Annotated in this window: 21 protein-coding genes, 1 tRNA gene and 1 pseudogene; 6 read left to right on the top strand and 17 right to left on the bottom strand. The window is 55.6% G+C overall.

Features of this window, described 5'->3' with window-relative positions; genetic code table 11:
• Nucleotides 1-183 precede the first annotated feature (183 nt).
• On the top strand, nt 184-2,127 hold the full coding sequence (locus tag DDZ13_RS15585; protein WP_199221038.1) for a sodium:solute symporter family transporter: 1,944 nt from the start codon (nt 184-186) through the stop codon (nt 2,125-2,127).
• A gap of 286 nt (nt 2,128-2,413) precedes the next feature.
• Here the strand turns inward: DDZ13_RS15585 and DDZ13_RS03375 are convergent, their stop codons facing one another.
• The 4 genes from DDZ13_RS03375 to DDZ13_RS03360 form a co-directional block, all read right to left on the bottom strand.
• Nucleotides 2,414-3,316 (bottom strand): sugar phosphate isomerase/epimerase family protein, encoded by a 903-nt coding sequence (locus DDZ13_RS03375; RefSeq protein ID WP_110130019.1) that lies wholly within the window; start codon nt 3,314-3,316, stop codon nt 2,414-2,416.
• Between the two features lie 40 nt (nt 3,317-3,356).
• A complete protein-coding gene (locus DDZ13_RS03370) occupies nt 3,357-4,994 on the bottom strand; it encodes a sodium:solute symporter (RefSeq protein ID WP_110130018.1) in 1,638 nt (545 codons plus the stop codon).
• Nucleotides 4,995-5,138: 144 nt separating this feature from the next.
• The gene (gene rbsD, locus DDZ13_RS03365; protein WP_110130017.1) at nt 5,139-5,567 is read right to left on the bottom strand and encodes a D-ribose pyranase; all 429 of its coding nucleotides are present in this window, start codon (nt 5,565-5,567) and stop codon (nt 5,139-5,141) included.
• 2 nt (nt 5,568-5,569) lie between these two features.
• Nucleotides 5,570-6,733 (bottom strand): aldo/keto reductase family protein, encoded by a 1,164-nt coding sequence (locus DDZ13_RS03360; RefSeq protein ID WP_110130016.1) that lies wholly within the window; start codon nt 6,731-6,733, stop codon nt 5,570-5,572.
• Between the two features lie 164 nt (nt 6,734-6,897).
• Here DDZ13_RS03360 and DDZ13_RS03355 point away from each other — a divergent pair, with 164 nt between their 5' ends.
• Complete coding sequence (locus tag DDZ13_RS03355; RefSeq protein ID WP_110130015.1) at nt 6,898-8,004, top strand: metallopeptidase domain-containing protein; 1,107 nt, start codon at nt 6,898-6,900, stop codon at nt 8,002-8,004.
• A gap of 506 nt (nt 8,005-8,510) precedes the next feature.
• Here DDZ13_RS03355 and recR read toward each other — a convergent pair.
• From recR to DDZ13_RS03330, 5 genes are all read right to left on the bottom strand, one after another.
• Nucleotides 8,511-9,107 carry a recombination mediator RecR gene (gene recR / locus DDZ13_RS03350; protein WP_110130014.1) on the bottom strand — a complete coding sequence of 199 codons (597 nt, stop codon included), beginning with the start codon at nt 9,105-9,107 and terminating at the stop codon, nt 8,511-8,513.
• Between the two features lie 8 nt (nt 9,108-9,115).
• A complete protein-coding gene (locus DDZ13_RS03345) occupies nt 9,116-9,427 on the bottom strand; it encodes a YbaB/EbfC family nucleoid-associated protein (protein ID WP_110130013.1) in 312 nt (103 codons plus the stop codon).
• 95 nt (nt 9,428-9,522) lie between these two features.
• Nucleotides 9,523-10,041 carry an FHA domain-containing protein gene (locus DDZ13_RS03340; protein ID WP_146209219.1) on the bottom strand — a complete coding sequence of 173 codons (519 nt, stop codon included), beginning with the start codon at nt 10,039-10,041 and terminating at the stop codon, nt 9,523-9,525.
• A gap of 96 nt (nt 10,042-10,137) precedes the next feature.
• Nucleotides 10,138-10,590 (bottom strand): CBS domain-containing protein, encoded by a 453-nt coding sequence (locus DDZ13_RS03335; protein WP_110130011.1) that lies wholly within the window; start codon nt 10,588-10,590, stop codon nt 10,138-10,140.
• Nucleotides 10,591-10,652: 62 nt separating this feature from the next.
• A complete protein-coding gene (locus DDZ13_RS03330; protein ID WP_158279764.1) occupies nt 10,653-11,729 on the bottom strand; it encodes a lipid A deacylase LpxR family protein in 1,077 nt (358 codons plus the stop codon).
• A 158-nt stretch (nt 11,730-11,887) separates the two neighbouring features.
• On the opposite strand from DDZ13_RS03330, the gene DDZ13_RS03325 reads away from it, so the two are divergent.
• Nucleotides 11,888-12,247, top strand: coding sequence for a hypothetical protein (locus DDZ13_RS03325; protein ID WP_146209218.1), 360 nt, complete (start codon nt 11,888-11,890; stop codon nt 12,245-12,247).
• A 47-nt stretch (nt 12,248-12,294) separates the two neighbouring features.
• On the opposite strand, the pseudogene DDZ13_RS03320 reads toward DDZ13_RS03325, so the two are convergent.
• Nucleotides 12,295-13,251: pseudogene (locus DDZ13_RS03320) on the bottom strand (ammonia-forming cytochrome c nitrite reductase subunit c552); the annotation flags it as partial.
• A 252-nt stretch (nt 13,252-13,503) separates the two neighbouring features.
• Nucleotides 13,504-13,586 (bottom strand) — tRNA-Leu (locus tag DDZ13_RS03315).
• A 300-nt stretch (nt 13,587-13,886) separates the two neighbouring features.
• On the opposite strand from DDZ13_RS03315, the gene DDZ13_RS03310 reads away from it, so the two are divergent.
• Nucleotides 13,887-14,411: a hypothetical protein gene (locus tag DDZ13_RS03310; protein ID WP_110130008.1), complete on the top strand. Its 525-nt coding sequence runs from the start codon at nt 13,887-13,889 to the stop codon at nt 14,409-14,411.
• A 47-nt stretch (nt 14,412-14,458) separates the two neighbouring features.
• On the opposite strand, the gene rpmG is transcribed toward DDZ13_RS03310, so the two are convergent.
• Nucleotides 14,459-14,629, bottom strand: a complete 171-nt coding sequence (gene rpmG / locus DDZ13_RS03305) for a 50S ribosomal protein L33 (RefSeq protein ID WP_110130007.1) — start codon at nt 14,627-14,629, stop codon at nt 14,459-14,461.
• 116 nt (nt 14,630-14,745) lie between these two features.
• Nucleotides 14,746-15,681: a UDP-glucuronic acid decarboxylase family protein gene (locus DDZ13_RS03300; protein WP_110130006.1), complete on the bottom strand. Its 936-nt coding sequence runs from the start codon at nt 15,679-15,681 to the stop codon at nt 14,746-14,748.
• A 55-nt stretch (nt 15,682-15,736) separates the two neighbouring features.
• Here DDZ13_RS03300 and DDZ13_RS03295 point away from each other — a divergent pair, with 55 nt between their 5' ends.
• On the top strand, nt 15,737-16,603 hold the full coding sequence (locus DDZ13_RS03295; protein ID WP_110130005.1) for a LolA-like protein: 867 nt from the start codon (nt 15,737-15,739) through the stop codon (nt 16,601-16,603).
• A gap of 20 nt (nt 16,604-16,623) precedes the next feature.
• Entirely contained in the window at nt 16,624-17,202 is a 579-nt protein-coding gene (locus tag DDZ13_RS03290; RefSeq protein WP_110130004.1) for an esterase/lipase family protein, read from the top strand.
• A 21-nt stretch (nt 17,203-17,223) separates the two neighbouring features.
• Here the strand turns inward: DDZ13_RS03290 and DDZ13_RS03285 are convergent, their stop codons facing one another.
• From DDZ13_RS03285 to DDZ13_RS03270, 4 genes are read right to left on the bottom strand one after another with little or no spacing between them, the layout of a single operon-like run.
• Nucleotides 17,224-17,904 (bottom strand): hypothetical protein, encoded by a 681-nt coding sequence (locus DDZ13_RS03285; RefSeq protein WP_110130003.1) that lies wholly within the window; start codon nt 17,902-17,904, stop codon nt 17,224-17,226.
• A gap of 12 nt (nt 17,905-17,916) precedes the next feature.
• On the bottom strand, nt 17,917-18,531 hold the full coding sequence (locus DDZ13_RS03280) for a methionine biosynthesis protein MetW (RefSeq protein ID WP_110130002.1): 615 nt from the start codon (nt 18,529-18,531) through the stop codon (nt 17,917-17,919).
• A 42-nt stretch (nt 18,532-18,573) separates the two neighbouring features.
• Nucleotides 18,574-19,707 carry a homoserine O-acetyltransferase MetX gene (gene metX / locus DDZ13_RS03275; RefSeq protein ID WP_110130001.1) on the bottom strand — a complete coding sequence of 378 codons (1,134 nt, stop codon included), beginning with the start codon at nt 19,705-19,707 and terminating at the stop codon, nt 18,574-18,576.
• Nucleotides 19,708-19,754: 47 nt separating this feature from the next.
• Nucleotides 19,755-20,237 (bottom strand): hypothetical protein, encoded by a 483-nt coding sequence (locus tag DDZ13_RS03270; protein WP_110130000.1) that lies wholly within the window; start codon nt 20,235-20,237, stop codon nt 19,755-19,757.
• Between the last annotated feature and the right edge of the window lie 5 nt (nt 20,238-20,242).

The raw sequence follows: 20,242 nt of genomic DNA, 5'->3' as shown, positions 1-20,242 counted from the left end.
TCAATAGAAGCTAATCCCGGGGACAGCCTGATCTACTATGAGACATAGTCGAAAAATCGGCTAAGCCATTGCTTTACATTCGGGAGCAGTGCTGTATCAAAAAAGCGTTTTCTATAATACACCCTAAGCGCCTCACCCCCGGACAGCGGCCTAGGGGCAGGCAAATCTTATTATCCTAACAACATGAACATACTTGAAGTAGCCCTATTTATCATCGCCGTTGTCGGCGTCATTGGTCTCGGCATCTGGAAAAGCCGCGACGAAGAACTGAAGAGTGAGCATGGCGCTTCCGATTACTTCCTCGCCGGACGCGGACTCACATGGTGGTTGATTGGCTTTTCGCTGATTGCCGCGAATATCTCGACCGAGCAATTCGTCGGCATGTCCGGTGGCGCGGCGGACCGGCAGGGCCTGGCCATCGCCTCCTGGGAATGGTGTGCGGCAATCACCCTCGTGATCGTGGCCTTCTGGTTCCTGCCCAAATTCCTCAAGGCGGGCATCTACACGATTCCTGAATTTCTTGAATACCGCTTCGATTCAGTCGCGCGACTGGCGATGTCGATCCCTGCGATTCTCACACTGGTCTTTGTCAATACTTCGACCGTTATTTTCTCCGGTGCCAAATTCGTTTCCGAGTACTATGCCGACGTTCCGGTAATCGGTAATTTGACCGCCATGTGCTGGGCGATCGCCCTGCTGGCTGCGGTCTACGTTTTCATCGGCGGCTTGAAAGCTTGTGCCTGGACGGACCTGGTCTGGGGCGGATCACTCGTTTTGGGTGGTGCGATCGTCATGTTCCTGGCATTCAATTACCTCGGTGAAAAGCCTGCCGACGAATTGATCCTGACTAAAGTAGCCAACTCGCAGGCGACAGTTCAGGACCTTGAGGCAGCTGGTCCGGTCGAAAGGTTTATGCTACTGAACGACGGCGTCGAAGGCGAAGCGGAAGCCGTGGTCGGTGCGAACGGCGCCGGCGGCAAGCTCCACATGGTGCGCCCGGCGGACGACCCCGATATGCCTTGGACCGCGCTACTGATCGGCATCTGGATCCCCAACTTTTTCTACTGGGGCTTGAACCAGTTTATCGTGCAACGAACACTGGGCGCAAAGTCGCTGGCGGAGGGCCAAAGGGGTATCGTCTTCGCCGCCTTCCTCAAGATCTGCATCCCCTTTGTCGTGGTCATTCCGGGTATCCTGGCGTTCAATCTCTTCTCCAACGACCTTCGCTCCAATGCGGCCAGCATTAATGAGTCGGTCGTAGCCGAAGCATCGGCCGACGCATTGTTTAAAGTGGAAGAGGATTATGTCTCCGTAAACCGCGAGGAAGCAGTTGGCATTTATCAGCGTAACCTCGCCGCGGCAGGCATGTCTCCCGTCACACTGCCGGCCGATATGAGTGCGTTGGAAGTGTCCGAAAAAATCAACGCCGTCGTGAGCGAGGCCCAGACCAAGAATCCTGAAGTTGCGGTGGCCGGCACTCTAAAAGGCTACGACTACGACGCGGCTTTCCCCGTCTTGGTGCGTAACCTGATCAAGCCGATGCCTTGGATCTCCTGGTTCGTCCTGGCCGCACTCTGCGGTGCCGTCATCAGCTCGCTGGCCTCCATGCTGAACTCGGCTTCGACACTGGCGACGATGGATTTGTATGCAAAATTCACGAAGGAACAGAACCAGGCCAAACTGGTGAAGGTCGGCCGTACCCTGGTGATTGTCTTCGTTCTACTGGCCGCTTCGTTTGCCCCTCAGCTCAATGCCTTCCGAAGTATCTTCGCTTACATTCAGGAATTCCAGGGCTTTATCTCCCCGGGCATTCTGGCGGTCTTCATCTTCGGCTTTTTCTCGCCCAAGACGCCCCGCTATTTCGGCGTGGTCGGCATCGTCACCAGCGTCGTCGTTTACGGTGGCCTGCTGCTCTTCGCCTCGGACATCGCATTCCTCAACCGGATGGCCATCACGGTCGGCACGGTGCTGGCGACAGGTCTGACCCTGACGATTCTCAAGCCCATGGCCGAACCGGTAAAGATGCCGATCAACGACGTGATCGACCTGACCGAATCCCGCTTTGCCAAGATGGCCGGTATCGCGGTGGTTATCCTGACGATCGCGCTCTACATCATCTTCTGGTAAGCGCCGGGCGAAAGTTTTTACAAAAAAGGGGCACCTTCACGGGTGTCCCTTCTTTTGGGATTCGTTCCGCCGTGTCGGTGTTGCTGGTTCCTACGCAGGGGCTCCGCTCGCCTCCGACCAGGAGCCGCAGCTGGCCCCGGTGATGTCTCGGGCCTGACTCGGTGATAGCGCAGCCACAGAGAACATCGCCTAAACGGCGATGCGGGCATCCGCCGAGCGGAGCCCCTAAACAAAAAAGGGCGCCTCTTCCGGGGCGCCCTTTTTGTTGAAAATCCATGAATTCGGATCAGGCCCCAGCCGCAGCCAGCGACCGCTCGATCAGCTTCTTCGAGGCCAGAACGCCGGGGATGGGTTCAAGCTCTTTGCCCTCCCACTCGATGGCGAGGATGCCTTTGTAGTCGGAAGCCACGATGCTCTTGATCAGTCGTGGGTAATCAAAGTCAGGCTGGTTACCCGCCGCGTCGAAGCTGTGCATCTTGCAGGAGATGACCGAGCTGTAAGGTAACATTGCCTTCGTGCCGGCGTAAATGTCGCCGCGTAGCTTACCAAAATCGGGCATCAAGCGGAAATTCGGATGATTCAGGCTGCCACAGACTTTCGCCAGAAACGCGCCCCTCTGGCTCCGCTTTGAGGCACCCGGCTCGACAACAAGCGTCACGCCATGCGCTGCCGCGACGTCAGCCAGTGGTTTCATCGCCACCACAGCACCCTGGGCGACAGAGGCCTCCTCGCCTTTATCGGGTGTCCACATGAAGATTCGCAGGTAGCGCGCTCCGAGGGCCTGGGTGCGCTTGATCGCCTGCACCGCCTTTTTGTTCCCGTCCAGATTCTTGGCGGCGCCATTGACTCCGCCAGTCATCAGAAGAAAAGGATCGCACCCGGCGGCTTCGGCACGGCTGCGGAGTTTACCGAGGTAAGCCATGTCATTGAGCTTCTCCTCCGGCAGGCCACCCTCCCAGTAGTCGATCGCCTTGATGCCAAAGTTATCGACGGAAAACTGCGGGTAGTCCAGCGGGTCGAGGCTGCCGGACTTGAACAGCTCGCGCAGGGAATATTGGGAGAGCCCCATGGTGAAACGCTTGTCTACCGGACTCATCGCCTTGCAGGCAGCGGCCGGCAAAAACGCGGCTCCAAGTGCGGAGGCGCTGGCGTAGGAGAGAAAACGACGACGGGTGAGTTGATTATTCATAATAATAGCTTTGGTCGGATATTTTTTATTTGTTCCCGGCTCAGTGCAGCAAGGTATAAAGGATGATCATGATCACCAGCAGAATACCTGCCATGACACGTGGATCGGTGATCGTGCCTTCAAGTTTACCACGCAAGGCATCGAGCGGATGACTCCAGCAGAGGCCCTCCGTCTTTTCCGCTGCCGGTGCAGGTGTCAGCAGACTCACCGTCACATAGATCACACTGGAGAGAAGGAAGAGATACCAGCCGACCTGCATGAAGGGGATGCCCAATTCCTTATTGATCCACTGGGTCGTGCCAACAAGGGGAATATCGATGCAGAGGTAAATCAACCCGATAAACACGTTAAACATCAGCGCTGCCATCGCGCCCTGACGGTTGCCCCGTTTCCAGAAAACGCCGAACAAGAAAATCGTGGTAATACCGGGGGCGAAAGCCATCGGTATCTTATTAATCGCCTCGAAGATGCTGCCGAACTTCGCGCCCTGGCTGGACCAAAGCATCGCCAGCACGATGACAACCGCTGCCGTGATCCGGCCAACCTTGACCAATTCATGGTCGGCTGCCTCTGGGCGCAGCCGCTTGAAAATATCCTCGGCGGTCAGCGTGGCGACTGAATTAAGCGCGGCGGCAATCGTGCTCATCAAGGCGGCCAACAAGCCGGCCGCCATCAGGCCGCGCACACCGACCGGCAGCAACTCCGTCATCATGACCATGAGGGTGGAATCATTGTCCTCGCCGATCTTTTCCTTGAAAAGCACGTAGCCGATCACGCCGGGCAAAACCATAACAAAGACCGGCAGGATTTTAAGAAAGCCGGCAAAAATCGCACCGTCGCGCCCGTCCTTTTCCGTCTTAGCGGAAAGGATCTTCTGCACGATCGTCTGGTCGGTGCACCAATACCAGATACCTAGAATCGGGTAGCCGAAAAGAATGGAATACCAGGAATACTCGCGCAGGCCAAGCCGGCCAGCCGCTTCCGGATCGCCGATTGGCTGGATCATGCTGAGTTGTTCCGGTTTGACCGCCTCCTTGAGCTGCGCCCAACTGGTGATGCCGACATCGCCGAGAGCCTGCAGCCCGAAGAAGGTTAGAAGTGCTGCCCCAAGCAATAAGAGGACGGCCTGCACCGTGTCGGTAATCATCACCCCCTTGAGACCGCCCAGAATCGTGTAAATCGCAGTCGCGACAGAAATACCGATAATGGAGATGACAAAGTTGATCCCGAAGAAGGCCTCCAGGACCTTCGCCCCCGCATACATGCTGATCCCGATATGCACCAACAGGGCCGACATAATGAAGATCGCGGCCAGGAAAGTCCGCGCGCCCGAGCTGTAGCGCTTCTCGACATATTCGGGCAGCGTGGTGATCTTGCTGCGGAAATAAAACGGGGCGAAGACCATGCCGAGCAGGATTAGACAGAAGGAAGCCATCCACTCGAAATTACCGATGACCATCCCGTGCTGATAACCAGACGAAGCCAGACCAACGAGGTGGATCGAGGAGATATTGGCACAGAACAAGCCCGCGCCGATCACCGGCCAGCGGAGGGAACGCCCGCCGAGGAATTGATCCTCCGAAGAAATGTTCTTCTTAAAGCCGGCGAAGACACCGAGTGAGATGATGCCGACAAGATAAACGGCAATGATGATGGTATCGATGGGTGAGATACTCATAATACGAGGTATAGGTTTTTACTGGGGGTTAAGGAAAAAGCGGGAGGAAGACTTAGTTAGATTGTTACGGGCAGCAGCCGTGGCGTCTTCGCTCGCGAAGGCCCGTCGCCGTCGAGGCGACGCTCGGTGTGGTACTTGCGGCAATCATTCTTTCGGCGGTACTTCCAGCTTCCAGCGATCGCCGGCTCCGGAAACCAGCATGATGTTGGCCCATGCGGTGAAATCGCCGGTGCGGATGATGGTTTTGACTTCGTGGCTGCGAACTTTCAGTTCGGTGTGTGGTATGACCTCGACCTCGGCACCTTCCCAGGGACCGCTGGTGACATTCTTAAAATAAGTGGGATTGTGCTGGCGGGTCTCCTCGGCAAGCACGAGCTTCTCCACCGAATGGATTTTGGCCAGCTCCGCCAGAACCTCGGGCACCGTCGGCGTGTCCGGCTTGAGGGCGAGATCGATCAGCTCGACGTGGTCCGGCACCGGGAACCCGGCATCGACGACCATAAGCAAGTCCATATGCCCCTGACGTGCCAGGGCTGCGTCGACCTGTCCGTTTAAAAATCCGACTTCTTTCATGCTTATGCTCCGCGGTAAGTCGTTTCGAGATGCACCTTGTGATGCTCGGCCCAGGATTCTTTGAAACGCTGGTAGTTCTCGCGCGTCTCAAAGACCTGGCTGTCGTTCCAAAGCACGCGCCAGTCATTATCGGCCTCTTCCCAGAGGAAGACCTGCCCCCAGATAAGACGGTTATTGGCATCGATACCCGGATTGTCCTCGGTATCGTCACCGCTGATACGCACAAGGTGCTCGGAAGTCAGGTAGTCCTCGATAGCGCACTTCAGATTCGTCCGGATCCGGCTCGGGTTGGTCGACATTGCGACAAATCCGCCGCTCTGTTTCTCACGCTGAATGGCCCAGGCGAGACAGACATCACCCGCGGAGATGCCGAGCTCATCGGCGATCTCGTTGATTACTGGATCTGCCATATCGCTGCGATGCTCCTTGAATTTATCGCGCCCCGGGCGATGCGGCGAGCCGAGCGCCATGTAGCCCATGGTGGTGATCCCATTCAGCTCGAAGTAGCGGCGGAGCTCGGTCTGCTGAAAGAGGGGGTGCATCTCCATTTGATTCACCGTCGGCCGATCCTTTTCCGAGACGTCACGAAGCAGCAATTCGGTGGTCGCCTTGGTGTGGTTGGAAATACCGAGATCCACGATTTTTCCGGCCTCCTTCAACTTGAGCAGCTCGCCCCAGGTTTCCATAAAGTCTTCGTGAATGTAGGGCACGGCGTCCGGATTCTTTTGATCCCCCGTGCAACCCGGCGGGTGCACGTTCGGCCAGGGCCAATGGTTGAGGTAACAGTCAATCTGGTCAATGCCCAGGTCCTTAAGCGTGTTTTCCAGCGCCGGGGCCACATCCTTGGGGCTCATGTGCCCGTTCCAGAGCTTACCTGTCACGTAAAGTTCGTCGGTCGAGCTGATGTAGCCCCGCTTGATCGCTTCCTTGAAAGCAGCGCCGACCAGATCTTCGTTCTCGTAGGCACGGGCGGTATCGATGTGGCGCCAGCCGATCCGGATCGCTTCGAGGGTGGCGTCATACATCTTGTCCTGCGCCCAATCCGAGTGGAAGGTCCCGTAAGCGGCGGCCGGCATGCTTCTGCCATTGGCCAGTTTGATTTGCTTGACCGCGGAAGGGTCCAGCGGTGCGCCCGAGGTCTCTGAGGAAGTGGTTTTTTCAGTCATTCTTTTCTTGGATAAGTCTCAACAAAGCTGAGCCGATGTAGCTTACTTTTTCAGCTTGAGTCAACCACCCAATACAACGCTGCGCCTTTCCCATGCACCGCTTATGAACCGGAAATCCGACACTAATAGTTGCCGATACCGGCGAGGTCGCTTTGCTCCTTCCCATGCTCAGACTCCTCATCATCTCCGCACTGATCGCCGCCACCTTGCAGTTTTCGGGTGCGGGCACGAATCCGATCCCCCCGCTCGAGACCAAGGGCGACGTTTACAAAACCGAGGGACCGAACGACCCCCTGATTTACGATTCCACCGCCGGGGCGAAGAAAGCGGTGCTTCTCTTTGTCGATTATCCCAATATCCCCGAAGACGGTGACACCCGGAAACGGGGCAAAAAACTGCTGGGCGACGGAAAATTCCAAGAGCTGTTCGCTGCGCAGTCCTACGGCAAATTCTCGGTCGAGGTCGAACCGGTCCACGGCTGGCGGCGCATGCCGAAGGAGAATAAAGCGTACGACCCCACCACGACCGAGGGGCACCGTGACATGTTCGTCGACGCCTTCGCGCTCTATCCGGAAATCAACCTGCTCGACTACGACTATATCATGATCAGCATGCCCGGACGGGGGAATTTCGCTTTCGGCGAACGCGACGACAAGGCCATCCCCTACCGCGGCGAAAAGATCAATGTCGCCCTGAATCAGGGCAGCATGAGCTACTACGTTCTGGCTCATGAATTCGCACACTGCATGGGGCTGCCCGACCTCTATACCTACACCAGCCAAGTCCCCGCGGACGCGCCGAGAAATCCCCTCGGACCCTGGGATGTCATGTCTTCGTCCGGACGGGCCAACGGCTTCATCGGCTGGCACCGTCACAAGTTCGGCTGGCTGGAGGCCGGGCGTAAGACCTACTTAAAGGAGGGCAGGCATCAAATCACACTCACTCCCCTGCACGCAGACGACGGCATTTCAATGGTCGTTGTCCCCGCTGACGATCCGGACAATCCGAGCAAAGTCTTCGTCGTCGAATGTGCCCAACCGCTACGAATGGAGGAGTCGGAGCTGCCCAAGCCCGGCGGGGTTCTGATTTACAGTGTGGATGCCACCCGACCCAGCGGGCAAAACGCCGTGGCGGTCCATCCGCGGGAGGACAAGGTCAACGCCGCCTTTCACGCCGGAGACAGCTTTGATGACGAATCCGCCCCGCTCCGCGTGAACGTCGAACAGAAAAACGAGGACGGAAGCTACGACATCGAAGTGACGGTGAAGTAATACCACTACTAAAAAAGACTGACCTTTTTGTGCTGCGCGATTTTGGAGCAGCTCAAGGCGGCCGGTCAGGAGTGCGCCGAGGCGCATGACTGACCGGGCAACGCCGCGACCTCCAAAATTCGCGCGCATCCTGAAGGACAGGCTCTGTTTCGAATCCAGGATTTGAAAACGGGGAGCCAGAGACTGGCTCGGCGACATGGATGCACGTTTTGGATGAATTTCAAAAAGGTTTAAGCAGGTAGCGCAGCAGCGTCCTCGCTGCGCACAGAACTTGCTAGGCGTTACGAATGTTCGTGCGGACCGGGGGCCCGTCTTCGCTCTGACCGCTACGCCGTGGCGCAGCGGTCCTGCGCGAGCCTTTATTTTCAACCCTATTAGATCTTTTAAAATGCACGCTTTAGATACGGCAGTCCTCTGCCGTTTGGTTTCGTCTTACGCGCTCTTTCGTTTTTACGAGCGGGGCCACAGGACAGCCCCGCTTTGGCAAGCCAGGCCACGGGGACGAATCAGTGATAAGCCCTTCTGGACTCCAGTGCGCTCCGCAGGGTGACCGAGTCGGCAAACGTCACACCGCCGCCACTGGGGAGCCCAAAGCCGATACGCGTCACTTCAATCGGCCGGTCCCCGACCAGCTCTTCCTGAATGTAGTGGCAAGTCGCCTGGCCCTCAATATCGTTGGAGAGCGCCAGCACAAACTCGGCAATGTTCCCCGCCTCCAGGCGCTGCTCCAGGCTCTTGAAATTCAACTTTTCCGGGCCGACTCCGTGGATGGGTGAGAGCTTGCCATGGAGCACGTGGTACCCGCACTTCCACGCGCCCGAACGCTCGATGGCAATCAGGTCGGGCACATGCTCGACCACACAGACTTTGGTCACGTCCCGGCGCTCATCCGAGCAGATGGCGCATTGATCACTTTCGGCGATATTGCCGCAGGTCTCACAGCGCCCCACCGCGGATTTGGCCGCTTCAAGGGACGTAATCAGGTCCGATAACTCCTCCGGCTGCTCCACCAGAAGATGCATCGCGATACGTTCGGCGGAGCGATAGCCCAGCCCGGGCAAGCGTTTCAGCTGCTGAAGCAGGCTCTCGTAGGCGGGCGTCACGTCGGAATTTACATCAGGCCGGGGAAGCCGCCCATCCCGCCGGACACGGCCGACATGGCTTCTTCACTGGTTTCCTTGGCCTTGGCCGAGGCTTCCTGAACGGCGGCCAACAAAGTTTCTTCAACGAATTCAGCATCTTCCTTGAGAAATTCAGGATCGATCTTGATCGATTGCATGTCGCCCTGGCCATTGATCTTGATAGTGATGGCGCCGCCTCCGCTGGAAACCTCCAGGATCGTTTCGGCGAGTTCCTCCTGGATCGCCTCCATTTGCTTTTGCATCTTCTGCGCCTGTTTCAGTAATTTGCCAACTCCAGCCATAATTTAAGGTTTCCTTTAAGTGTTAAAATGAAACGGCAGTTTCGACCAAAGGCAATTCACGAGTCAAGCCGATTGCCCCACCCGGAACTTGCGCGCTAGCGAACTTCCAGGCGAAAACGGAAAGGACCATCCCGCAGCCCCAGGATCAAGGAATGTGAGCCCTTGGGAACAACCACTGAACTGGGCTTTCGACCACTTTTACGCAGCCTTTTTTTACCCAGCATGGTTCCTGCACGGCTGCCCAGATCCCGCAAGATCACTTTGTCCTGACTCACCTCAATGGCACACTGAGATCGGGATAAAGTGTAGGGCGGATTTTCCACAAGTAGTAAATCCGGCGGATCGTCGTGTGGATAGTGCACCGAATCCGAAACTCTCCGGCCAATGCTGAAAACCGGCTGTTCGATTTTTCGGGCCTGGAGGAGTGTCTGCTTCTTCAGTTCTTCTGAATCGGGATGTAGCCAGACCTCGGGCGCGGTATAACCACCAGTTGGCGACGGCGCCAAAGAATCAATGGCGGCGGCGTCTTTACGACCGAACAAGCTTTTTATAAAATTTCCAACAACGTTAGGCATTGATACATACCTAAGTTGACGAGGATCGGGAGTATTCAACCCGAAAAATATAAAAATACCAAATTAAGCGGCCGAGCGGGCTGAATTTACAGTCTGTTACGCCCGGAATATGCGTAATTCCACCGAGCCAACTCACTACCCTGGATACTCGTCAAAAATATAACGTCGAAGATTTTCCGCTTCCATTTCGTTTACCTTCAGAAGCCAGCGTGTAATATCACCGATTGAAATCATACCCACGGCCTCCTGGCCCTCGAGAACCGGCAAGTGCCGGACACGCTTATCCGTCATCAGTTGCATCGCATCTTCGATCGAAGTCTCTTTGGTGATGGATTGATAGTCCACCGTCATGACTTCCCGTATCGTTGTCGTTTTGGGGTCGCGCCCACTGGCAATAATACGGGTCAAAACATCACGTTCTGTAAAAATGCCGACGACTTTACCGTCAGATTTTACCAATACCGCACCAACACGATGCCGGTTCATCTCAGCAACAGCTGAATCTACCGTCGCATCGTCACTTATCCAAAATACGGTGGTTCCTTTCTCTTTAAGCAGAATGGTTACGTTTACTTTCTTAAGAGGCATAAGCTATGAAACTAGGATAAATAAGCTTGCTGGCAACTCTGTTAATTAAGCTTCCGGACAAACTAAAAAGGCGCTGCAACCCGTAGCACGACTGAACCAAAGCGCGACCGGTTCAGTTGGTGCTCAAATTCCCGGCTGCGCAGGGTGTGGGCCAGACTGATCTCCATCGAACGCCAGGATGCGGCCACACCGAAACCAAGTTCACCCACCCAAGGCTCGGAATCCACGGACGCTTCCCAATCACGAAAAAGAGGCCCATCCAGTGAGATATCATGCAAGACGGCATATCCGCGCGCACAGGCAAAACCGTAACAAGAAAAATCACCTGCCTGAGGTGAATCCTCCGAAAAGATGGTACTGGTGAAACTGCCCAGCTGAACCCGGGGCGTCGTATATGTGGCCGGCAGATTATGCCCGACGCGGACGAGCGCTCCGAGATAAGTATCCGTTCTAAAGTTACCCAGGGCCGCACCCCACTCGTAAAATCCGGCAATTTGTATCGGCCAGTCGTTAGTCGTCTCCAGAAAGGATATGCGCTGTTTATGATCGAAGTGCAGGTTCAGCGTAAGCTCAGAGGGGGCCTGTGTCGCCCATCCCTGAAAGTTCAGACTGTCCGAAATATTCTGATGAACCCAATCCTGACTTTCCTCGGCATAGCTATGCCGCCCGGTGGTTCCGACCGAAAGGGTTGCCGTGCTGGCAGAGTGCCCCGCATTGGCCTGAAGGGAGAATTCCAGCCCCAACCAACCGGCGTAGGGTCGCTCCCCTCTGCGCGGCTTGACAAACTCCGGTTCACCGGGAGTAAACATGAGCTGCGTCAGCCCGACACCATAATGGATGCGTTCAATACGGGGTTCCGGAAATTGCCAATCTCCGAAGACGCCTTCACGCTCCACACCCGTCAAACTCTCCAGGAATTTCTGCAACCGGTTGAATCCCTCTCCGTCCGGCGATAATTCGCGAACGTGAGCGACCCGTGCTCCGTTGGTATAGCCATCGTCGGTACCAGTTAGCAAATCGTTATCCCATTGGATGATAAGACCCGGCCGTTCACCGCCCCCGGCTCCCTCGAGTGCACCGGCAAGAAACAATGTATAAATGCAGACAACCGTCCAAATTCCGCGCTTTTTATTAGACATAGAACACCATGCTTCTGATCTTCCGGGACATAAAGCAAGCCTCCGGCGACCTTCATTGATCTGCAAGTCTTTGGCTTCTGCCACACCCCGAAAATCATACAGGGGCAACATCGGAAAATATTGAAAGGTGCAAGCGGGCTCATACAAAAGGGAGGCAAATGGCAATTGCAGCAACAAGCGCAGAGCGACAGGCCGGCAGACGGTTGCCGGGCAAAGTACTTGTTCTACCCGGAGCGCTCACGCTTATCCTCATTTTATCGGCCTGTCAGAACAAAACCGCTGTCGACCATCGCCCGAGCTGGGTGCGCGAAGCCGAGGCGCGACTGCAGCAAAAACCCAGTTGGCAAACAAGCGGTCCTGGCTTGGCATCCGGTGGCGGTGAAAACACACGCTCCAGCTTTTTTGGCAGCGGGCAACAGGCCACCTCAACAAGCAAGGAACCGCCAAAGCAAAGGTCCAACCCTACGCCGGGCGTGCAGTGGAGTAATACGCAGATCACGGTACAGGTGGAGGAATAATCCGAAACTGGTGATCCGGAGCCATTTTCGCATGAACTTACCAATTGTTAAAGTTCGCTGACCCCTTGGACGGCCTCGGTGGCCTCTTTCGGCTTTGGGGCACTTGGGGCGCGCAAGCGTAGGGCGATGGCTTGCGCCTGACGACTGTAATCGATCGACTCCGCAAGGATTCGCACCGCTTCCTGGTCAGCATGAAACCCTTTCGAGTTTTCACTCGAGATAAAGTCCAAACGCCAGGTCGCTTTCTTCTGCAACTCCAAGGCCGGCGCAAGTGCCTCTTCCGACACACCTGCCGCCTGCGCCTCAAGAATCGCATCGAGCATATCCGTGACCGCTCCAGCCGAACGCTCAATCATTTTGGTGGTTCGCCCCTGAATGGCGGCAACACGATCGCGCAGTTCATCTTCCGGCACGTTATGGCAGGTCTGGCAGGACTTATTGATATTCTTCATCGGGCTACGCACCCAGTGACTCGTGACCTTGGCCGCGCCCTTTCGCTCGTAAGGCATGTGGCAGTCCGTGCAGCTCACACCACTGCGGGCATGGATACCTTGGCTCCAAAGCTCGAATTCGGGGTGTTGCGCCTTGTAAGTTGGCGCACCAGTTTCGCCATGCAGGTAATCGAGGAAAGGAGAGCCATCCGGGAACTCATGGTTGTTATAAGTGGCCTCGATTTGCTCGACCTTCAAACCGCGCTCCCAGGGGAAAAATAATGTTTCCTTCGAGGCACAGTAATATTCTACGTGGCACTGTGCGCAGGCAAACGAACGCATCTCCTGCCGGGTCGCCATAGTATTCGGGTCGTACTCGATCTTACGTAGCCCGTCCCGCCAGCGCTCGATACTGGGCAGATGCGGCACAGGATCGTCGCTCCGCGCGAGCGCCGCGATCCCATTGACAAAAGCGGGTCGTGTGACCCGAATGGCCATACTTTCGGGATCGTGGCAGTCGACACAGCTGACGGGATGCGCTTCGCCCACAAAGTGCGGATCCTTTGCTCTGGCAGTGGAAATGGGATCGAGCACCGGCTGGTTGGCGAGCTTAGGCGCTTCCGTCGTCAACCCTCCCGGAAAGAGCGGCTGGTTCTCGCCCGGGTACCATCAGGCGTTTTCAAGAGTTCTGCATGCGCTTCAGCGTAGGTCATGGTGCTTGCCCGGAGCGGGACTTGTTCCGAGCGAAGCGACAAGACTGGTTCCCGCCAAAGCGGGAAACCGGACCACCCGCATGCGGGGTCGAGGCCCGCGTCGTCAACGAAGTGCCCGGAGCGGGACTTGAACCCGCACGGCCTTTCGGCCAAGGGATTTTAAATCCCCAGTGTCTACCATTCCACCACCCGGGCAGTTGGAAACGTGAAAGCAAGCAAGCCATGAGTGCGCTGGCAAGTCTGTAAGCCCAGGAAATACCAATTCGAAATGAAAACCCTGAAGGTTTTATTTTACGACATCATGATCAAGCGTTTCAAAGTACCATCTTCGAGCGCTGGGCGGCAATGAGACGCTCCCCTGCTCTTGTTTTCCGGCTTTGACATAACAGAGCTGCCAGGAAATAGACTTGATAGTAAAACCACTCCGCCAAGACATCAAAAATCGATAATTTGAATAAAGGCCTGCCAACTCTGATTGTCGGAATACTAATTTTCATGATCGGCATCACCGTTGTCCCGGCCGCCTTCATCCTGCCCGTATTCCTCGACGATTCAAATAAACCACAGTTTATCGTTCCGGGCTCACACGAATTCGAGGTTGGCGAGTCAGCGCGTTATTATTTGTGGAACGACCACCAAACCGTTTTCGAGGGCAAAAGTTATGACAGGTCCGAAAGCCTACCCGACGAAGTCTCGATCACAATTCGCGACGAAGCGGGTCAAACACTGCCCTTCACACCCAACACATCGATTTACTCCACCGTGGGCAACAGCATTAAAAACAGTATCGGCTATGTGGATGTCCCGGAGCCCGGCCTTGTGAGTGTTAATGTTTCCGGAAGCTTTGAGCCCCGTGTCTTTTCCTTCTCTGAATTCGGATTTTTGAGCTTCCTGGGCAAGATTTTCGCCGCAATCGGTTTATCCGCGCTCTTCGCCCTGGCCGGACTCGGTATTGCGATCTGGGGTATCGTCCGTCTGGCCCGGGAGTCAAACGAGCGGCCCCCCGACGCGGTTGCATAAAAAAGCCCGTCGTCCGACGGGCTTTTTGAAAAGAGTTTGCGCGAAGCTTAGTTTTTGATTTCGCGGTGCAGCGTGTGACGGCGAAGAAACTTGTTGTATTTCTTCTTTTCAACACGGTCGGGCTGCTTCCGCTTGTCACGGCTGGACATGTAGCGGGAGACGGGCTTCCCCTCGCCGCGGGCTTCGGTGCATTCTAAAATGATGTGTTCTCTGGGCATGGCTGGAACTGGTTAAAATTGGAAAAGAGGCGGAAAGTAGGCAGTCACTCCCCCGGTGCAAGCCTTTTTCGGCAGATAATTTCGAGCTGAAAGACTCCCTTGGGAAGCTTTTCCGGTCAGGACTCGCTGAGAAGCTTGTCGAAATAGGCGATGGTCGGCTTCAATCCTTCATCCAGGGAAACCGTGGGCTCCCAGCCCAGAACCTTGCGGGCCTCGGTGATATCGGGCTGGCGTTGCTGCGGGTCATCGGCCGGAAGAGCTTCGTGGATAATCTTCGACTTGCTACCGGTCTGGGCGATGACTTTCTCCGCCAACTCGAGGATGGTAAACTCCCCCGGGTTGCCGATATTCATGGGTCCGATTGCCTCATCCTGGTTCATCAGCCGGACAAAACCTTCAATAAGGTCGTCGCAGTAGCAGAAGGAACGGGTCTGCTGCCCCTCCCCATAAACCGTGATATCCTCGCCACGGAGGGCTTGCACAATAAAGTTGGAAACCACCCGGCCATCGTCCGGGCACATACGGGGCCCGTAAGTGTTAAAAATACGGACGATACGAATATCGACGCCGTTCTGGCGATGGTAGTCCATAAACAGGGTTTCGGCACAGCGCTTACCCTCGTCGTAACAGGAACGAATCCCGATGGGATTAACCTTGCCCCAGTAGGACTCGGGCTGGGGATGGACGTCCGGATCACCATAAACCTCGGAGGTCGAGGCCTGGAAAACACGGGCTCTGGTTCGCTTGGCCAAGCCCAAGCAGTGGATCGCCCCCATCACGGATGTCTTGATCGTCTTGATCGCATTATACTGGTAGTGCACCGGCGATGCAGGACAGGCTAGATTGTAGATCTGGTCGACCTCGACTTTGAAGGGATCGATCACGTCATGTCGAAGCATTTCAAAATCAGGGTGCTCCAGCAGATGCTTGATATTACGCTTCCGCCCGGTGAAAAAATTATCGAGACAGATAATTTCATGGCCCTCGTTAAGAAGCCGCTCGGAAAGATGACTGCCGAGAAAGCCGGCACCGCCAGTTATTAGGATACGCATAAAATGAAATCGTGTTGAGATTTAGCTTCGGCGGAACATAATTCACTGACAGACCATGAAAACCCTAAACTTTGCCCCATCCATGTGCTACCGCCTGCCCCTCTGCTTCGCTTCTTTTCTGCTGATCCTTTGCAGCCTCGCGACCCTGAGCGCCCAGCAAACGCCCCCCGATCCAGAAACAGCCAAGAAAGCCCGTCCCGACACAACCGACGCGGCCAGCCGGCAGCTGATTCAAAACTATCTCACCGTAACCGGAGGTGCGGATGCCCATGATACGCTACGAAATGTTCTGGCACGCGGCAGTTTGACCGAAGCAGGTCGCGTCAAGGAATTCGAACTGATCGAACTGCAAGATGGTAAGCGCCACTTAACACTGACCTGGCGTCATCTCGGGCGCGACTACAAAGAACTCTTCGTCTTTGACGGGCTCAAGGCCTGGAGACAGGAAGTCAGGCCGGAAATGAAGGACCCGGAAGATTATTCCGGACAGGAAGCCATCCATTTTTCCAACCAGCGTTGGCTGCTGCAGCCCTTTGTCTTGCCCACGGTCGCGGACTACACTTTTCAATACCAGGGCGCGGCCAAAGTCGGTGGACGGCCCTGTCATGTGGTGGTCGGCTACGGCAAGAAAGACGAGCGGAGCTGGTTTTACTTCGACCAGGAAAAATTCCTCGTTCTCCGCTGGGGTGGTTTCGGCGAACTGGCCGGCGTGCGCGAATACATGGACTATCGTGCAAGCAAGTTCAAAAAAACAGGCGGCGTACTGTTACCCAGCGAGATCGACCTGCTGGCTGAAAACGCAGCCTTCGGAAGAATTAAGTTCGAAGAGATTCTGCCAAATCAGACCATCGACCAGCAAATTTTCAATAAACCTAGAAACCGTACACCTGTTTTACGTCAGCGCACCACATCACGAAACTAGAAGGTCAAGGTACGTATCCCATGCAAATCGTTCTCGTACACGGAATCTGGGACAGCGGAAAAGTCTTCCGCCGGATGGCCTCTTATCTCAACGAGGAGGGGCATAGTTGCTACACACCTGATCTCTTGCCCGCAAATGGTGCCGAAGGACTGGTCGACCTCGCGGAAAAGCTGAGGATTTATATCGAGGGAACATTGGAAGCGGGGCCCTTTGCCCTGGCCGGCTTCAGCATGGGCAGCCTGATCAGCCGCTATTACCTGCAGCGCCTCGGCGGTCTGGAACGCGTTCGCTATTTTTTCAACATCTCCGGCCCACAACGTGGCACATTAGCGGCTCATGTCTGGCCCGGAAAAGCCGCCCGTGACATGCGTTTTGGCAGCCGATTTATACGTGAACTGAATGCCGATCTTAACAAGTTGAGCCAAATCGACATTCGCACTTATCGCACTCCGTTTGATCTACTGGTGATCCCCAGTGGCAGTTCAAAGCTACCCGGTTCAGAAGATCGACTCATCTACGCGCCGCTGCACCATCGCATGCTATGCCAGGAATCGCTCTTCAAGGATATCGCCGCTACACTCAGGCAGCGGGATACTTGAACATCGGCCACGCCGGTTCGGCTACTGTTGCGCCGCTTCCGGACTGGCACCAGCGGCTGACTTTTCCTCTGTCTCGCTTTCAGCCTCTTTTTGTTTCAGTTTCTTTTCCCACTCCCGCAACTCGGCGCTGCGCTTTTCCAGCTCTCTGCGCTCTTTCTCAAGTTCTTTGCGTTCTTCTTCGATGCGCTTTTCGATTTCCAGAACTTCCCGGCGGCGCTCCTCGATGTAACGACGCTCCGAAGGCGTGAACGTTCGTTCCGACTTCGCCTGGGCCACCGGCTCCACCGCAGACTGCACCTGCATAAAATATGGCACCACTTTGGAGGTCCAGACTTCAAGATCCGGACCGCTCAGCGCGTGCACTTCTCCGACCTTATCGGCAAGCCGGACCCCCTTATCGTCGGCCGACTTGATCCGCGACGGCTCACGGATCGCCATGCAAATCATCTCGCACGACTCCGTGAGCTTTCTGGCCGGTGGGACCACATAGATCATGGTCAGATTGACCGAGATTAAACCGACGACACCGAAAACAATAATCCCCACCAGAGCCATAGTCGTGACTGCATAGGCAACATAAGTTAAACCGATGGTAAAGACCCCCACCATGAAAGCGGCCAATGCGACCCTCTTGGCAGAATACCGCTCGTAAAATTGCTGGATGCTCGTTTCCAGTTCTTCAGTGGCAGTGGAGCTGGGCATGCTTTCGATGATTCAGTTTGAACTGGCCAAATCGTATATGGCGTAACCGGCAAGTAAATTAGGAAAAAGCGTGCCCTCGCTGCGCCAATCCCCCGCCAGATAAACCCGTTTCCCGATACTGATTTCTTTGATCTGACAATAGTCCTCGAATTCGGCCACGGAAAAAGGATTGGCCGGCATGCTTGCATGCCAGGGGTTGGGGTAAACTTCGTTGACCGTACGGCGACCCCAGACCGCTTTATTGAGACGGTTCTTCCAAAAGCCGTGGTTGACAAAACCAACCGTCACGCGCTTTCCCACGCGCAAGCCTTCGCGCAAGGTCGCATCAGGCGCGTCGAACTGCTCCACCGTCCGGCTGAAAATAACCCGATCAAAGGCGTTATCCTGGAAACTGGCCAGCACCTCATTGACATCCCCCTGATAGACCGGAACTCCACGCTTCACGCAGCTGAGGATTTTATCGAAGTCAATGTCCACCCCGACGCCATAAACCCCCTTGGTCTGCTTGAGATATTCGAGCAAGACGCCCCGCCCGCAGCCCAAATCGAGCACGCGCTCGCCCTTATTCACCCAACGGGCGATGACCTGAAAGTCAGCCTGGCGCTTTTTAGGATTTTTCGGATGCATAAAAACAATTTTGTACGAATGAAGGAATACTTCAGCGGGGACTTAACGGTGCAGGAATCTTCGAATCAAATCGTAAAGTTTGGGCGCCCGGACCAGGAAGGAATCGTGCCCGTAGTCCATCGCCAGTTCAGCATAGCTCGCATCCTTCCCCAGTCGCAGCAGGGACTCGACCAGTTCGCGGTTCCCCTGCGGCGGATAGAGCCAGTCCGAGGTGAAGCCCACCACCAGACCCGGGGCAGTCACTCCCGAGAGGGTGTCGTCGAGCGATTCCGGAGCATGCAGGTCGAAGCGATCCAATGCTTTGGTCAGGTATAGGTAGGAGTTGGCATCGAAACGGGTGACAAAGCTTTGCCCCTGATAGCGCAGGTAGCTCTCCACCTCGAATTCAATATCGAAATGTTCCTTGGCCGAGGCCCGGCGCTTACGTCCGAACTTGTGCTCCAGGCCCACATCGGAGAGATAAGTGATGTGGGCCATCATACGCGCGACGGCGAGACCCTGATCAGGACCGTTCTCGGCCGTGTAGTTGCCGTTCTGCCAACCCGGATCAGTGATGATCGCCTGCCGCCCGGTATCGTTGAAGGCGATGGTTTGCGCATTGTGCCGTGCCGCACAGGCCAGCGCGATGTAGCGCCCTACCCGATCAGGATAGTCGATCGCCCACTGGAAAGTCTGCATCCCCCCCATGCTGCCACCCACAACCGCGTGTAAGCGGTCAATCCCCAGCGAATCGATGAGCTGGGATTGCGCACGAACCATATCGCGCACGGTCAATTTCGGAAAATCCAGATTGTAGGGCTTCCCGGTTTCCGGGTTGATCGACCCCGGACCGGAGCTACCCTGACAGCCACCGAGAGCGTTCGAACAAATCACAAAATATTCCGAGGTATTAATCGGCTTACCCGGCCCGATCATAAAATTCCACCAGCCGGGTTTGCGCTCATCCATACTGTAAACCCCAGCACAATGATGATCGCCGGTGAGGGCGTGACAGATCAGGATCGCATTATCCTTGGCCTCGTTGAGGTGTCCGTAGGTTTCATAGCGCAGCCGGAGTTCAGGGATACTGCCCCCAGACTCGAAGTGAAATGGCTCGGTGGAAACAAAATCCTGATACTCAACAATACCGACCTCGCCTTCTTCGGAAATCTGGGCCGTCTGTTCGGAATCATTCATTGATACCAGCTCTACCTCTAAACCCTGACGTATCGCGAGACTTTTTACTAAAAGCCGAACAAGCGGCGGAAAAAATCCCAGATACTTGGCTTGGGTGCCGGTTGCGGACTGCCGGACGCACCACTCGGATTGCTTGTACTCGTAGAGCTATCTGATGAACCCGTAGACGTATTGTTTTGGCTGGGCTCATAACTGAGTTCGAGCCGATAATCCTGAATCGAGGGACGCTGAGCGACGGCGGCATCGACGGTCTCGGTCAATTGTTCAAGATAGTCCCGCCCCGTTGATTCGAGCAGAATAGGGCCAAAGTAATAACTGAGCGATTCGTGCTCATAGATGACATACCAGCCCGGTTCCAAATTGGCCGGGTCGGCAACTTCCTTACCCGGATAACGTTGGTCAAAATCCGGCTTGGAGAGGAAGGAAGTAAACGGAATGGCGCCGGCCTCAATGACGCGCACTGCATGACTTGATAGCGGCAAGAGGCAGAGCATCAGGAGGCATAAAAATGCTTCCTTGAAATTGATCATTATCG

It is taken from the genome of Coraliomargarita sinensis (assembly GCF_003185655.1).
GTDB classification, from domain to species: domain Bacteria; phylum Verrucomicrobiota; class Verrucomicrobiia; order Opitutales; family Coraliomargaritaceae; genus Coraliomargarita_B; species Coraliomargarita_B sinensis.
Note: the sequence above shows the minus strand (reverse complement) of the source record. Positions and strands in the feature narration are given on the sequence as shown.

Bases quoted from the DNA above. Each gene is read 5' to 3' on its own strand.
- DDZ13_RS03280 (WP_110130002.1), bottom strand. From the start codon at position 18,531: ATGCATCCGAAAAATCCTAAAAAGCGCCAGGCTGACTTTCAGGTCATC.
- DDZ13_RS03310 (WP_110130008.1), top strand. From the start codon at position 13,887: ATGATCGGCATCACCGTTGTCCCGGCCGCCTTCATCCTGCCCGTATTC.
- DDZ13_RS03270 (WP_110130000.1), bottom strand. From the start codon at position 20,237: ATGATCAATTTCAAGGAAGCATTTTTATGCCTCCTGATGCTCTGCCTC.
- DDZ13_RS03300 (WP_110130006.1), bottom strand. From the start codon at position 15,681: ATGCGTATCCTAATAACTGGCGGTGCCGGCTTTCTCGGCAGTCATCTT.
- rbsD (WP_110130017.1), bottom strand. From the start codon at position 5,567: ATGAAAGAAGTCGGATTTTTAAACGGACAGGTCGACGCAGCCCTGGCA.
- DDZ13_RS03335 (WP_110130011.1), bottom strand. From the start codon at position 10,590: ATGCCTCTTAAGAAAGTAAACGTAACCATTCTGCTTAAAGAGAAAGGA.
- metX (WP_110130001.1), bottom strand. From the start codon at position 19,707: ATGAATGATTCCGAACAGACGGCCCAGATTTCCGAAGAAGGCGAGGTC.
- DDZ13_RS03330 (WP_158279764.1), bottom strand. From the start codon at position 11,729: ATGTCTAATAAAAAGCGCGGAATTTGGACGGTTGTCTGCATTTATACA.
- DDZ13_RS15585 (WP_199221038.1), top strand. From the start codon at position 184: ATGAACATACTTGAAGTAGCCCTATTTATCATCGCCGTTGTCGGCGTC.
- DDZ13_RS03370 (WP_110130018.1), bottom strand. From the start codon at position 4,994: ATGAGTATCTCACCCATCGATACCATCATCATTGCCGTTTATCTTGTC.
- DDZ13_RS03290 (WP_110130004.1), top strand. From the start codon at position 16,624: ATGCAAATCGTTCTCGTACACGGAATCTGGGACAGCGGAAAAGTCTTC.
- DDZ13_RS03345 (WP_110130013.1), bottom strand. From the start codon at position 9,427: ATGGCTGGAGTTGGCAAATTACTGAAACAGGCGCAGAAGATGCAAAAG.
- DDZ13_RS03355 (WP_110130015.1), top strand. From the start codon at position 6,898: ATGCTCAGACTCCTCATCATCTCCGCACTGATCGCCGCCACCTTGCAG.
- rpmG (WP_110130007.1), bottom strand. From the start codon at position 14,629: ATGCCCAGAGAACACATCATTTTAGAATGCACCGAAGCCCGCGGCGAG.
- DDZ13_RS03360 (WP_110130016.1), bottom strand. From the start codon at position 6,733: ATGACTGAAAAAACCACTTCCTCAGAGACCTCGGGCGCACCGCTGGAC.
- DDZ13_RS03295 (WP_110130005.1), top strand. From the start codon at position 15,737: ATGAAAACCCTAAACTTTGCCCCATCCATGTGCTACCGCCTGCCCCTC.
- DDZ13_RS03375 (WP_110130019.1), bottom strand. From the start codon at position 3,316: ATGAATAATCAACTCACCCGTCGTCGTTTTCTCTCCTACGCCAGCGCC.
- DDZ13_RS03325 (WP_146209218.1), top strand. From the start codon at position 11,888: ATGGCAATTGCAGCAACAAGCGCAGAGCGACAGGCCGGCAGACGGTTG.
- DDZ13_RS03285 (WP_110130003.1), bottom strand. From the start codon at position 17,904: ATGCCCAGCTCCACTGCCACTGAAGAACTGGAAACGAGCATCCAGCAA.